This is a genomic window from Bifidobacterium aesculapii, from assembly GCF_001417815.1.
GTDB lineage: Bacteria > Actinomycetota > Actinomycetes > Actinomycetales > Bifidobacteriaceae > Bifidobacterium > Bifidobacterium aesculapii.
In genome coordinates, this window is the sequence record NZ_BCFK01000037.1 from 1 (window position 1) to 14,155 (window position 14,155).

Annotated in this window: 10 protein-coding genes; 6 read left to right on the forward strand and 4 right to left on the reverse strand. The window is 65.5% G+C overall.

The window, feature by feature from the left end; translation table 11 throughout:
- Positions 1-509: 509 nt before the first annotated feature.
- Together BFAL_RS05755 and BFAL_RS05760 are read left to right on the forward strand one after the other, a co-directional pair.
- The gene (locus tag BFAL_RS05755; RefSeq protein ID WP_055427474.1) at positions 510-1,004 is read left to right on the forward strand and encodes an inorganic diphosphatase; all 495 of its coding nucleotides are present in this window, start codon (positions 510-512) and stop codon (positions 1,002-1,004) included.
- A 413-nt stretch (positions 1,005-1,417) separates the two neighbouring features.
- Positions 1,418-1,996, forward strand: coding sequence for a manganese efflux pump MntP (locus BFAL_RS05760; RefSeq protein WP_152973555.1), 579 nt, complete (start codon positions 1,418-1,420; stop codon positions 1,994-1,996).
- Between the two features lie 112 nt (positions 1,997-2,108).
- Here BFAL_RS05760 and BFAL_RS05765 read toward each other — a convergent pair whose 3' ends face one another.
- Positions 2,109-2,846: a hypothetical protein gene (locus BFAL_RS05765; protein WP_055427475.1), complete on the reverse strand. Its 738-nt coding sequence runs from the start codon at positions 2,844-2,846 to the stop codon at positions 2,109-2,111.
- Positions 2,847-3,330: 484 nt separating this feature from the next.
- Here BFAL_RS05765 and BFAL_RS05770 point away from each other — a divergent pair, with 484 nt between their 5' ends.
- From BFAL_RS05770 to valS, 4 genes are all read left to right on the forward strand, one after another.
- Positions 3,331-4,074: a winged helix-turn-helix transcriptional regulator gene (locus tag BFAL_RS05770; protein ID WP_055427476.1), complete on the forward strand. Its 744-nt coding sequence runs from the start codon at positions 3,331-3,333 to the stop codon at positions 4,072-4,074.
- A complete protein-coding gene (gene nth, locus BFAL_RS05775; RefSeq protein ID WP_055427477.1) occupies positions 4,074-4,736 on the forward strand; it encodes an endonuclease III in 663 nt (220 codons plus the stop codon). Before BFAL_RS05770 ends, nth begins: the two co-directional genes overlap by 1 nt.
- Positions 4,737-4,858: 122 nt before the next feature.
- Positions 4,859-6,433, forward strand: coding sequence for an ABC transporter substrate-binding protein (locus BFAL_RS05780; protein ID WP_055427478.1), 1,575 nt, complete (start codon positions 4,859-4,861; stop codon positions 6,431-6,433).
- A 101-nt stretch (positions 6,434-6,534) separates the two neighbouring features.
- A complete protein-coding gene (valS, locus tag BFAL_RS05785; protein ID WP_055427479.1) occupies positions 6,535-9,315 on the forward strand; it encodes a valine--tRNA ligase in 2,781 nt (926 codons plus the stop codon).
- A 658-nt stretch (positions 9,316-9,973) separates the two neighbouring features.
- Here the strand turns inward: valS and BFAL_RS05790 are convergent.
- From BFAL_RS05790 to BFAL_RS05800, 3 genes are all read right to left on the reverse strand, one after another.
- On the reverse strand, positions 9,974-12,349 hold the full coding sequence (locus tag BFAL_RS05790) for a hypothetical protein (protein ID WP_152973557.1): 2,376 nt from the start codon (positions 12,347-12,349) through the stop codon (positions 9,974-9,976).
- Positions 12,350-12,396: 47 nt separating this feature from the next.
- A complete protein-coding gene (locus BFAL_RS05795) occupies positions 12,397-12,837 on the reverse strand; it encodes a chorismate mutase (RefSeq protein WP_082440409.1) in 441 nt (146 codons plus the stop codon).
- Positions 12,838-12,940: 103 nt separating this feature from the next.
- A complete protein-coding gene (locus BFAL_RS05800; RefSeq protein ID WP_055427481.1) occupies positions 12,941-13,912 on the reverse strand; it encodes an aminodeoxychorismate lyase in 972 nt (323 codons plus the stop codon).
- Positions 13,913-14,155 lie beyond the last annotated feature (243 nt).

Consider the following 14,155-nt stretch of genomic DNA (forward strand, 5'->3'; position numbering starts at 1 on the left):
CACAAGCCAGCATTCGCGGCTTGTGTGGAGCAATATTGCCCCACACTCGTGCCAGTATCCCCAGATGCGTCTTGTGTGGAGAACCCGCTCTCCACACTTTGATTTTTCCCTCCCACCGCGCATTGTGTGGAGCGATATTGCTCCATACAATCCTCAGCGAATCCCCTTCAAGCCTTGTATGGAGCATCACTGCTCCACACGCCAAAACTCGACCCTTGTGTGGAGCGTCTGTGCTCCACACGGCGAGCCCGACCGGTATTCGCTGCCCGCGTGGAGCCACGACGCACAATCCAGCCAAACCCTGCCGCAAAACTGTCATGCCGCATGCCATGCCGCATTGTCCTGCAGCGGTGATTGGTCGTGCCTGATGCGCGGAATGAGCGTATACGAAAACCGTGGATTATTGAGCCATACCAATATTGAGGACACGCACACCGTCTTCGTGAATTGAGGGCAACACGGGGTATTGTGGGATGCGGCATTCAATAGTCGATTTAAGGAGAAGCGAAATGGCTGAAACCTTCAACGTCGTCGTGGAGATCCCGCGCGGTTCCAAGAACAAGTACGAAGTCGACCAGGAGACGGGCCGCGTCTTCCTGGACCGTGAGCTGTTCACCGCCATGGGCTACCCGGATGACTACGGCTACATCGAGGGCACGCTGGGCGAGGACGGCGATCCGCTGGACGCGCTCGTCATGGTCCGCAACTCCGTGTTCCCGGGCTGCGTGGTCGAGTGCCGCGCCGTGGCCCTGTACCACATGGAGGACGAAGAGGGCGGCGACGACAAGGTGCTGTGCGTGCCGGCCGACGTCCGTTACGACGACATCCAGGATGTCAAGGACGTCAACGAGTTCCACCTGAAGGAGATCAAGCACTTCTTCGAGCAGTACAAGGCCCTCGAGCCCAACAAGGAAGTCCTCCCCGGCGACTACTGGACCGGTGCGGACGTTGCCGAAAAGGAAATCAAGGAGGCACGTGAGCGTCTGGCTGAGGCGTCAAAGTGAAAGCCCAGTGGGCTTTCACTAGCCGAAGTGAGCGGCTGTGCCGCGAAGCACGCGTGAAACGCGTGACGTCGAAGTGATCTCCTTCAGCGAAGCCCGGTGGGCTTCGCGGCGGCGACGTGCGAGGATGCGACAGCATCCGAGCCAGCAATGAGCCGGCCGTAGGCCGTCCATAATTGCAGGACCGTCGCCGAACAGGAGATCAACGAGGCGCATAGCCGCGAACCGATCTCCACAGAAGAAAGGCTCCCTTCGGGGAGCCTTTCTTCGTCTCTGCGACTATACTGATATTTCGTTGTTTCACCTAGGCGTAGGCGGCGTGTGGAAACGCTGGTCGAGGCCCATCCCGTGGAATCGTGCCGGCACTGCCATCGTGGCATGTGTGCGGCGGCGGGATGAACCATTTCACGCACACCATGATTTCGATGATTATCCAGGTACTGCTGATTTCCGTTTCCGTCGCGATGGACGCGTTCGCCGTATCCATCGGCAAGGGGCTGACCGTGCATAGGGTCCGCTTCGTCGACGCGCTCAAGTGCGGCCTGTGGTTCGGCGGTTTTCAGGCGTTGTTCCCGTTGCTCGGCTTCTTCGCCGCGAATGCGCTCGCCTCGTATGTGACCGCCGTCGACCATTGGATCATTTTCGGTCTGCTGGCGTTCATCGGCGGCAATATGATCCGTGAGGCGTTCGAGGAGCCGGAGGAGAACGCGAAGGAGACGCCCGAGTTCGATTGGAAGCATATGCTGCCGCTTGCGGTCGCGTGCAGCATCGACGCGTTCGCCGTGGGTGTGAGCTTGGGCTTGATGAAGCTCAATGTCGCGTTCGCGGTCGCGTCGATGGGCGTGGTCACCGCATTGTTCTCGATCGCCGGCATCTATATCGGCCGTGCGTTCGGTTCTCGCTGGCAGACGCCGGCGCAGATCGCGGGCGGCGTGGTGTTGATCGTCATCGGCGTCAAGGTGCTGCTCGAGCATCTCGGGTTCACCGCGTTCTGAGCGTCCGGGCACCGCACCTTACAGCGCACCACGCGCCCACCACATACGAGACGGGCCGTGCGACTCACGTGAGTCGCACGGCCCGTCCGTCATTGGTCATTGTTCCGACATCTCACGCGGCGAGCTGCACCACCAGCGCCGCGGCGAAGACGACGAGACCATAGAGCATGACGGGCAGCATCGCGACGCCCACCCATGGCGCCCGTACGGCCGGATCCGGGTCGAGTTCCTTGAGCCACCACACCGAGCCGAACGCGAGCACGAGCACGAACAGCACCATCACGACGATGATGCCGGCGAACAACGCGGGCTGCAGCGTGAACGCTCCGGAGACGACGTAGGGGATGAAGTACCAGCCGGCGAGCGCGATGGATGCGGCGCCGCCGGTCACGCAGTGCGACAGCGCGCGGATGAGGTGCGAGCGTTCCTCGCGCAGCATCTGGCGCGCGAACGAGACGATGGTGAGCAGGACGAGCAGTCCGGCCACGGCGGCGGCCCACTGCGTCTCCGCGTGCATTTCGTATTGGAGCGGGCTGCGTTCGATGGCTTCGCTCATCGGCACGAGCAGGTTGCCGGCGGCGGGCGACGTGACGACCACGATGGACAGCAGGCCCGCCACGCATCCGATCGCACGGTCGATGACGGTCGCGCGGAACGGCCAGTACCAGTGGAACACCGCGAGTACGGCGACCATGAGCACGATCGTGATGATATCGGCGAAGATGCCAGCGCCTGCACCGGCGACCGCCCAGATCACGCCGGTCACGATGAACAGCGCGTATGCAAGCGCCTGGCATGCGAGCATCATGCCCCGCTTGGCGTTCCATTGGCTTATGGTTTCGGCGTTCATACCCACTTGACCACTCCCGGATCCATCTTGGCCTTCATTCGCCCATCAATCCTACCCGCCGCATTGGATGCACGCCGCATGAGCCGCGTACACCACGCACGCCATATGTACGCCCACATGCTGGATAGCATCGCGCGACGGCGTCCGTTGCATGGAACGCGCGTATTCCGCCGATTCCGGGATGCCGGTCGGATCGAAGCGGCGGCGTTGCCGTCTGTTGACACAGACGTTAACAGCGTGTGTCCGGCATGTGCGCGTACAATTGGCGCAGAAATCGTGAGATTCCCATGATGGACGCCGGCCCGGCGCGATCCGGTGCGGACGTTCCCGAAATCGTTCCCGGCGGATCGTTCCCGGCGGCGGTTCCCGGCCTGCATCATACCGGCCGGACCGTGCGGCGGCGGCAATCAACGGAAACGTCAAGACACCGGCGTTGCCGGCGTCCGGCCAATGAGAGGGGCAAGACGTGACTGATCTGACGTTGATGACGTTCGCCGCCAACCCTGCCTCGGTGCTGCCCTCGCTCGCCCTGCTCTCCCACCGCGTGCGCGTCCTGCCGATGGACGCGGCGAGTCTGGTGAAGATGCCGGAGAACACCATCCTGTTCCTCGACGCGCGCGACGATCTGGCCACTGCGAAGACCCTGTGCAATCTCATCCACGCCTCCGGCCTGTCCACGCCGATCGTGCTGGTGCTCACCGAAGGCGGTTTCACCGTCGTCAATTCGCAGTGGGGCATCGCCGACGTGGTCGTCTCGACCGCGTCGCCCGCGGAGGTGGAGGGCCGTCTGCGGCTCGTTTCGGAACGCGGCAACACGCCCGCCAACGCCGTCGCCGCAGTTGCGGGCGACAAGGGCGTGACCGCGGAGGACGGTCAGATCCGTTCCGGCGATCTCATCGTGGACACCAACGGATACACCGCCTCCCTGCACGGGCGCCCCATCGATCTGGCGTACAAGGAGTTCGAACTGCTCAAGTATCTCGTGCAGCATCCGGGCCGCGTCTTCACGCGCGCGCAGCTGCTGCAGGAGGTGTGGGGCTACGACTACTACGGCGGCACCCGCACGGTCGACGTGCACATCCGTCGTCTGCGCGCGAAGCTCGGCGGCGAGTACGAGCATCTCATCGGCACCGTGCGCAACGTCGGCTACCGCTTCGACCCGCCGGACGACGAGACGGAGGAGTCCGCCGCGAAGGACGCCGCGCGCCGCTCCCCCGCCGACGACTGATGCCGCGCGAATCGAAACGCGCGCGTCTCGCCCGCATGCATGACGAGTACGCGGTGTTGTGCGGACTGTTCCCCGCACCGAAGTGCGCGCTCGACTTCTCGACGCCGCTGCAACTGCTCATCGCCACCGTGCTGAGCGCGCAGACCACCGACAAGCGCGTCAACACCGTCACGCCCGAACTGTTCTCCCGATACCCGGACGCCGCCGCGCTGGCCGCCGCGAACCCCGAGGACGTGGAGGACATCATCCATCCGCTCGGCTTCTACCGTTCCAAGACGAAGCATCTGCTCGGACTCGCCGCCGCGCTCGACGAACGTTTCGGCGGGCGCGTGCCGCGCACGATGCCGGAACTCACGAGCCTGCCGGGCGTTGGCCGAAAAACCGCGAACGTCGTGCTCGGCAACGCGTTCGGCGTGCCCGGATTCCCCGTGGACACGCACGTGATGCGCGTGACCGGGCGTCTGCGCTGGCGCACGGACTGGCGCGACGCGCACCCCGACCCGGTGGCCGTCGAACGCGAGATCACCGCCTGTTTCCCGCCCGAGGAGTGGACGGATCTGAGCCATCGGCTCATCCTGTTCGGACGCGCGGTGTGCCATGCGCGCAAACCGGATTGCGCCGCATGCCCGCTCGCCGGCAGCTGCCCGTCGCGCCTCGTATAGCCGCGTATCACACGCATATCGCTGCATATCGCCGCATATCGCCACGCATATCGCACGGAACCGCATGACCGCCGCACGGCCGCCGAGAATCATGTGAACGCGACCATGTAGACTAAGGCCTCATGGCGAATCACGGCAATCATGGGGGCAGGCGCGGCAACGGCGGCAACGGCGGCGTGGGCGAACCGATCCGCTGGGTCATCTTCCTCGGCGTCGCGGCGCTGCTCGCGGCGCTGGTGTGGGGCGGATGGACGCTATGGCGCCATCGCGACGACATTCCCGGACTGACCGGCGGCGGCCCGGAGCCCGGCACCTCCGTGACCATCGGACTGACCGGAGTGCCCTCCTCGCTCGACATCCGCACCGCCTCCGGCACCGAATCGGACCGTCTGAGCCGCGTGCTCATCGGCAACGTGTACGAGACGCTGCTCGACGTGAACGAGAAGAACGAGATCACCGGCGGCATCGCCTCGAAATGGGAGACCTCCGCGGACGGCAGAACGCTCACGCTCACGCTTCGTTCCGGACTCACGTTCGCGAACGGCGACACGCTCGACTCCACCGACGCGGTCTGGTCGATCCAGCAGGCGGTGGAAGGCAAATGGCCCGGCGCAGACACCACGTTCAAGCGTCTCGTCTCCGTCACGAACCCGAACCCGACGACGGTGGTCATCACGCTCAGCCAGCCCGACGCGACGCTCACGCGCGCGCTCACCGGACGTCTCGGCATCGTCTACGACGCGGAGGCGAACATCGACTACGCGACGCAGAGCGCCGGTTCCGGCCCGTTCACCGTCGGCTCGTTCAAGGACGGCGTGCTCACGCTCAAGGCGCGCGACGGCAGCGACGCGAAGGTGGGCACCGTCACGCTCAAATACTTCGCCGACGACGACACGTTGATGAAACAGGCGGATTTCGGCGGATTCGACATGATACTGCCCGATCAGGCCGCCTCCGCCGATCGGCTCAAAGACGATTCCTCGTTCACGATCGCGACCGGTTCCAGCACGCGCAAGGTGTCGCTGCTGTACAACAACGACGCCGACTCCATCCTCTCCGACATCCAAGCGCGTCAGGCGATGCGCCTCATGCTCGACAAGACCGCGCTGACGAACGGGCGCGCGGACGTCGCACAGGTGCTCGGCGGGCCGATCGGACCGCTGGAACCCGGCTACGAGGATCTCACGTCCGTATTGCCGTACGACAGTGCGAAAGGACAGTCGATGATGGGCTACTTCCTCGCCGGATACGTCGGCGAGGTGAAACTCGTCGCACCGACCCGCTACCAGTCGCTCGCGCAGGCCATCGCCGACCAGTACAACGCGCAGAACGTGAACGTCTCCGTCGAGACGTTGGACGACGCGCAGCTCGCGCAACGCGCGCAGTCACGCGACTTCCAGCTCATGCTCACCGAACTGGACGGCGAGGCGGGCGCGGCAGTCTTCTCGACGCCCGACTCGACGCCGCACTACACGAACGCGGACGCGCAGTCGCAGTATGATGCGGCAGTCACGGCGACGAACGCGACTGACTACGCGAACGGATTGAAGACATACGCGCGCACCGTCAGCGAGGACGCGGCCAGCGACTGGCTGTACGCGAAACGCAACGCAATCGCAGCCTCGACATCGCTCAGCGGGTACCCGACGCAGATGACCGATACGCGTCTCGTTCTGACCGGCATCGCGAAGCGGTAGGACATGTGCGTCATCCCGCGCGTCATCCTGCGGATAGCGCGCGGGATGACGCGCGGAAGAGCGCGGGAAGGTTGTCACCTAAGCCGCATAGACTCGCCTGTATGACTGAAGCCAAATCCATCACGGCCAACCTCACCCCGCTGCCCGACCGCGTGGGCGTGGACGGCCTCGAAGACAAGTGGCGTGCCGTCTGGGACGAGCAGGGCACCTACAAGTTCAACGACACCCGCGACCGCAAGGCCGTGTATTCCATCGACACCCCGCCGCCCACCGTCTCCGGGCACCTGCACGTCGGCCACGTGTTCTCCTACACGCACACCGACGTGATCGCGCGCTTCAAGCGCATGCAGGGCTTCGACGTGTTCTACCCGATGGGCTGGGACGACAACGGCCTGCCGACCGAGCGCCGCGTGCAGAACTACTACGGCGTGCGCGTCGACACCTCCCTCAAGTACGATCCTGACTTCAAGCCGCCGTTCGAGGGCACCGACGGCAAGAAGATCGACGCCAAGGACCAGGTGCCGTGCTCCCGCCAGAACTTCATCGAACTGTGCGAGAAGCTCACCGCCGAGGACGAGAAGCTGTTCGAGGCGCTGTGGCGCAAGCTGGGCCTGTCGATCGACTGGTCGCAGACCTACCACACCATCGGCGAGCATCCGCGCCGCGTGGCCCAGAAGGCGTTCCTGCGCAACCTCGCGCGCGGCGAGGCCTACCAGCAGGACGCGCCGGGCCTGTGGGACGTGACCTTCCAGACCGCCGTGGCCCAGGCCGAGCTCGAATCGCGCGAGTACCCGGGCTTCTACCACAAGATCGCGTTCCGTTTCGCGGACGGCACCCCGATCTACATCGAGACCACCCGCCCCGAGCTGCTGGCCGCCTGCGGCGCGCTCATCGCGCACCCGGACGACGAGCGCTACAAGCAGTACTTCGGCCAGAAGGTGTACTCCCCGCTGTTCAAGGTGGAGGTGCCGATCCTCGCGCACCCGGCCGCCGAAATGGACAAGGGCGCCGGCATCGCCATGTGCTGCACGTTCGGCGACGTGACCGACGTCGAATGGTGGCGTGACCTGAAGCTACCGACCCGTCCGATCATCCAGCGCAACGGCCGCATCGTCATGGACGTGCCGGACTGGATCACCGACGAGGGCGGCCGCGAGGTCTTCGGCGAAATCGAAGGCAAGACCACGTTCTCCGCCCGCAAGATCATCGTCGACAAGCTGCGCGAATCCGGCGACCTGGACGGCGAGCCGACGCCGACGAAGCGTATGACGAACTTCTACGAGAAGGGCGACAAGCCGCTCGAGATCGTCACCTCCCGCCAGTGGTACCTGAAGAACGGCGGCACGGACGACGCGCTCAACGCCCAGCTCATCGAGCGCGGCCGCGAGCTCGAATTCCACCCGGACTTCATGCGCGTGCGCTACGAGAACTGGGTGCACGGTCTGAACGGCGACTGGCTGATCTCCCGCCAGCGCTTCTTCGGCGTGCCGTTCCCGCTGTGGTACCCGGTGAAGGAGGACGGTTCCGCCGACTACGATCACCCGATCACGCCGAGCGAGGATCGTCTGCCGATCGACCCGACCACCGACGTGCCGGAAGGCTTCGACGAGTCGCAGCGCGATGTTCCGGGAGGTTTCACCGCCGAAAAGGACATCATGGACACGTGGGCGACCTCCTCGCTCACCCCGCAGATCGTGACCCGCTGGGAGGAGCCCGGCGAGGAGAACCAGGCGCTGTTCAAGGCCACATTCCCGATGGATCTGCGCCCTCAGGGCCAGGACATCATCCGCACCTGGCTGTTCAGCTCCGTGGACCGCGCGCATCTCGAGAACAAGTGCCTGCCGTGGAAGCACACCACGCTCTCCGGCTGGATCCTCGACCCGGACCACAAGAAGATGTCGAAGTCCAAGGGCAACGTCGTCGTGCCGAACAAGCCGATCGAGCAGTTCGGCGCGGACGCGGTGCGCTACTGGGCCGCCGCCGCCCGCCTCGGCCTCGACGCCACCTATGACGAGGGCCAGATGAAGATCGGCCGTCGCCTCGCGATCAAGCTGCTCAACGCGACGAAGTTCGCGCTGGCCATCGGCCGCGAGGACGAGAACCACCACGTCTCCGCCCCGGCGGACGTGACGTGGGATCCGGCCGACGTGACCGAGCCGCTCGACCGCGCCGCCATGGCCCGCATGGCGCTCGTGGTGCGCGAGGCGACCGCCGCGCTCGACCATTACGAGCACTCGAAGGCGCTTGAGGCGATCGAGAACTACTTCTGGCAGTTCTGCGACGACTACATCGAGCTGGTGAAGAACCGCGCCTACGGCACCGCCGACGCGACCGGCCACGTGCCTTCCGAGGCCGCGGTGAAGTCCGCGCGTACCGCGCTGGGCCTGGGCCTTGACGCGTTCACCCGCCTGCTCGCGCCGTTCCTGCCGTACGCGACCGAAGAGGTGTGGAGTTGGATGCACGCCGGTTCCGGTTCCGTGCATCGTGCCGCCTGGCCGACGCCGGACGTGTACGAGGCCGCCGCGTTCAAGGTGGCGCCGGAGCTCCTCAACCATGCGGGCGAGGCGCTGGCTGCGCTGCGCGGCATCAAGTCCAAGGCGAAGGTCTCGATGAAGACGCCGATCCTGTCCGTCACGCTGGGCGTGGCCGACGACGTGCGTGAGTCGCTGGCCGGGGCGCTGGACGACATCGCCGAGGCCGGCCGCGTGGTGGGCAAGATCCAGTTCGCCGCCGCTGCCGCCGCCATCAAGGCCGCGAAGGAGACGGTGGATGCCGCCCGCGAGGCCGCGAAGGACGCCAAGGCCGAGACAGAGGCCGCCGCCGAGGTCATCGTCGAGCAGTCCGAGCTCGGCGAGCCGCCCGCCAAGAAGCCGCGCAAGTAGCAACCCCCATCCTCCCATGGTGCGGTAACACAATTTCTCCATAACCCCGGAATCATGCGGTTTTCGCCCACCGCACCATGGGGATTTCACCGCACCATGGGAATTCCACCGCGCCACACGGCATCGCAAATGCGGGGTTCCGATTGTTGAGCCGCACCTGCGGTTGTTGGACTGGAGTAATTCAGATTCGACGATCACAGGTGCGGTTTTCTCAGATCAGGGGATCGCAAACGTCATTACGGCCCAAACCCAGAAAGAAGCAAACCCATCAGCGGCGGTTTGTACGGAAATAAAGCCACTGCTCCGTATTTTCCGCCGCTGCCGACCACTCAGCGGCGGATATTACGGAAAAGCACCCCTACCTCCGTAATATCGGTCACTAACTCCGTCTCAGGGGCGGTTTGTACGGAGCAATGGGATGTTCTCCGTACAAACCGCCGCTGGCCATGGATAAGTTGGGGACAAGCACTCCACCCCCTTCCTCCCAAAGTGCCCCTGGCAAAGTGCCTCTCCTCCATGGATGTCGCATCCTCCCATGGTGCGGTAACACAATTTCTCCATAACCCCGGAATCATGCGGTTTTCGCCCACCGCACCATGGGGATTTCACCGCACCATGGGCAACGCGCCGTGGGGGGTGGGGGTGGGTGTGCATGGGGTTATATGCCCGGATTGATGATGAGGAAGCGGGTGGCGTCTTGTTGTGCGGAGGATGCAGACAGGATGGATTTGGCCGTTTCATCGGCCAACAATGCGCTGATGAGCGCACCGGCATCGCCGAAGGCGGTGGTGTCGACGATGAGCTGCGTGGTATCGACGGTCAGACGGGTGCCGGTGCCACCGGCCGCACCGTTCATACCGACGAACGGCGACACCTTCATCAACGCGGAATCCACGCCATCGGCATCACCGGATTCAGCCGATGCACCGCCACTCGCACCATCCGACGAACCACCACTCGTACCACCCGATGCACCATCGCTCGCATCGCTTGACGTGCCGCCGCTCGCGCCATCCAATGCACTATCACCCGCGCCACGCGACGAACCGCCGGATGCACCACCCGATGCGCCATCGCCCGATGTACCCGACGTGCCAGTCGTTGTTCCGGCGTCGTTTCCTTGCGCGCCGGACGCCCCAGACTTCGCCCCCGACTTCCCGCCCGTCGCGCCGGGCACGCCGCCCGCGAATTTCATCACATCGCCGGCATCCGTCTTTCCGACGTTCTCATCGATCACGGTGGTGGTCACATCGCCACTGGACGCCTGCGAGATCTTGCGCTCGGCGGCGGCCACGTGCTTGAGCCGCGTCGACTCCGCACGCGCGGACAGCGATTCGTCCGTCGCCATGCCGCGCGCGACGAACCGCCCGTACGCACCCGCAGCGTTCCCCGCACCGGACGCAGCGCCACCGTCATCTCCGGCACCCCCTGCGTCACCGGTGTCGGAACCACGCCCGACGCCCGAGTCCCCAGTGCCGGCACCGGACACGCCACCGGCCGCACCCGCGCCATCCAGCTCGCTTGCGAAGCGCAGCAGCACCTGACGGTACGCACTGCCCGCGCCGGTGCGTTCGCGCGCTGCGGCAAGCGCGGCCATCGCGGCGTCCACCTTCGCCGTGGCACCCGCATGCGCGCCGGAACCAGCGTCCGCACCATCACCGGAACCATCACCGGCACCGCCTCCGATGCCGAACTCGCGTGCGGTCGCCGCGTTCGCTTCGGCCACGTGCCCGACCGCGCCCGCCGACGATCCTCCGGTCAGTTCGCTCAGATGCTTCGTGTACGCGTCCGTGTACGCCATCGAATACGGGATCATCGCCTGCGACAGCTGCGTCTGCCCGTCCGCGTACGCCTCCGCGCCCGCGGTCGTCTCCTCGCCGGCGAGGCGGCGCAACGTGTCCACGAGACCGTCGGTGCCTTGCGCGCGCACCATGCGGATCACCTGTTCGAGCGCGTCGGCGGCGCCCGCATGCTGGTGCGCGGAGGCGAGCGCATCGGTGGCGTTCGCCTCGTCGAGCACGGCGGCGGCGAGCGGCGTGTCGCCGCCGAGCTCGCCTGCCGTGCCCATCAGCGCAGTCAGTTGCGTCGACGTGCCAATCGAACCGGACAGATGGTTCGTGTATGACGTGACGTATGCGGTCATGTAGGCGTTGAACGCTTTGTCGTAGTCATTCTGTTTCGCCGCGATTTCGCGAGCTGCGAGCGACCGTTCGAGGTCGCGCAATGTGGTGAGCTCGTCGAGTAGCCGCTGATGCGCACCTGCGGACCCAACGGCACCGTTCACGTTCGCATCACCCGCGGCGCCATTCGTAGCTCCCGCGCCGCCACTCGCGCCGAGCGTCCCGTCGCCCATCGCGACGGCGTCGGCGGCGAGCGCGGACGCGCCATCGACGGAAACGGCAATCACGTCGCCCATCGTGAACCGTTTCGCGGTCATGTAGCAGTCGAGCCGGTCGCCTACGCGCATCACGCGCGCGACGACCGTGTCGGAGCCGTGCGTGGTGACGATGGCGTCGTCGCCGACGCTCACGTCGCCGGCGACGTGCGTCGGCACGGTGAACGCGACGAGCATGCGCTGCGACTGCGCGGCGCGCGTCGTGCGCACGCGCGCCGCGTCGAGCGTGACATGCACGCCGACGAGGCCGCTCGCACCGGCGATCGCGTCGCGGCTCACGTCAGGCCCGTCGAGCGAGTAGGCGACGCGCACCGCGATTGGGAGACTGCGCGCGCCGGCCTGCACGGTCGCGACGGTCGCGGACGACGATTCAGACACCGCTGCCGCCGAGGAACCTTTGGATGATTGCGCCTCTCCGGAGCCGTCGGATTCGCCGGAACCGCGGCTCACCAGATACAGTCTTCCCGGGCGGCCGTCCGACGCGGCCACGGTGAGGACGTCATGCCCGGCGAGCGCGGGTATGGCGGCGCGTTGCGCCATGATCGACGTGCCGACCGCCCCAGACAGTGCGAGCGACGATGCGACGACGACCGCGCACGCGCACGCCAACGCTCCCCGCCGATGCCCCATATCACTCATATTTCCCGTACTGTAGCCGGACTGGGCCGCACGGGAAAACGGTCATCTCAGGCGAAAACGTCCAGCACGCCCGGGTCTCCGCCGCGTTCGGCGATGCGCTGGTGACGTTTCTTCGCTTCGGTGACGACGAATTCGCGGTACATTTCGGCGATGTCCGGATCGAGGCCCGCAGCCACGGCGATGCGGTGGAGCCGTTCGATCTGGTAGTCCTCGCGCTTGTAGTCCGCGGGGGCGAATCCGGCGCGCGCCTTGAGGACGCCCACTTGCGTGGTGTATTTGAACCGTTCGGCGAGGAGGGAGACGATGGCGGTGTCCACGTTGTCGATGGACTGGCGCAGCGCCTTGATCTTCGCCACGGTTTCCGCGGTTTCGGGATTTTCCGCCGCCTTGGCGGAATCGATGACGGTGGCGTGTTCGCCGGGATTGCGGGTGACGGTGGCGCTCAGCCAGTCGCCCTGTTCGTCGTCCGTATGCGTCGTTTCACTCATAGGAGCTACCCTACCCCACCGGGTCGCTCCGCGACAGGCGTCGGTCCGGGTTTGTCACGGTTTAATCCCGGCTGTTCACGGATCGGGAGCGAACCGTAACGGATCAGGAGCGACGCTCGGGGCCGATGGCGAGGGCGTCGTCGTGGGTGCGGCCGATGTGGATCGCCTCGTTGATGGCGGCGATCTCGTCGGCGGAATAGTCGAGCGCACGCCCGTCGATCTGGCTCACGGGGATGACCCATCCGCCGTGCGTCATGTACAGGCGGTCGGCTTCGCGCAGTTCGGCGATCGGCAGCTTGCGGTAGGCGATGGCCTTGCCTTCCTGCCGTGCCCATGCGAACAGTTCGCGCTGCGAGGTGCCGTTGAGGATGCCGATCGACGGGTCGGGCGTGACGAACGTGTCGCCGTACCGGGCCACGATCGAGGAGTTCGGGCATTCGAGCGTGTAGCCGTCCTCGGTGTAGAGCACCGCGTCGCCGACGCCGCGCCGCGCGCACTCACGATGCACGGCGCAGTTGAACGCGTAGCTCAGCGTCTTCGCGCCGTTGAGCAGCCAGGGCGCGCGAGCGGTGATGTCGGACGGGTAGCCGCGCGTCATCGAGGCCATGGTGATCGGATCGGTCTCATGCAGCGAACCTTTGGCGTCGAGGAAGATGAACACGGTGGGCGTATGGTCGGAGGCCTTGCCCACGCCGGTTTCCGGATCGAGGCCGCGCGAGACGATGATGCGCAGCAGCGGGCCGGGTTCCGGGTCGTCGTAGGCGTCGATGACCTGCTCGACGGCCCGCGTGAACGCTTCGATGTTCGGCTTGGGCATATCCATCAGAGCGGCGGAATGCGCAAGGCGGCGCAGATGGTTCTCCAACGAGATCGGGTAGCCCTTCCACACGGTGGTCGCCTCGAAGATGCCGTCGCCGCGCAGCACACTCAGGTCGAACGCGTTGATGGCGGCCGTCGAGGGGTCGACGAACGTGACGAGCCCGGCGCCATACGCCCTCCCGGCGCCCACGGCGCCCCCGTCATTTCCGCCGAACAGGGCCTTGCCGTTGCCCATTGCCAACACGATAGACCTCATCTATGCACCCTCTCTGCACGTACCTACTCCTACCGTGCCACAATCACGGTAGACACGCATTGTTTCATGTGAAACACGTAACGTCTCGCTGCCACAACGTAACCGTCACAACACCTACGCGCCTCTCCCGCGTGACCGTATGACGGCCGGACCGTCACAACAGTCACTGTAACGCTGCACGGAGGACGAATCGCGACAGGAGTCGTTGCCGGCCTGAAATCATCGCATGTTCACGACGGCATT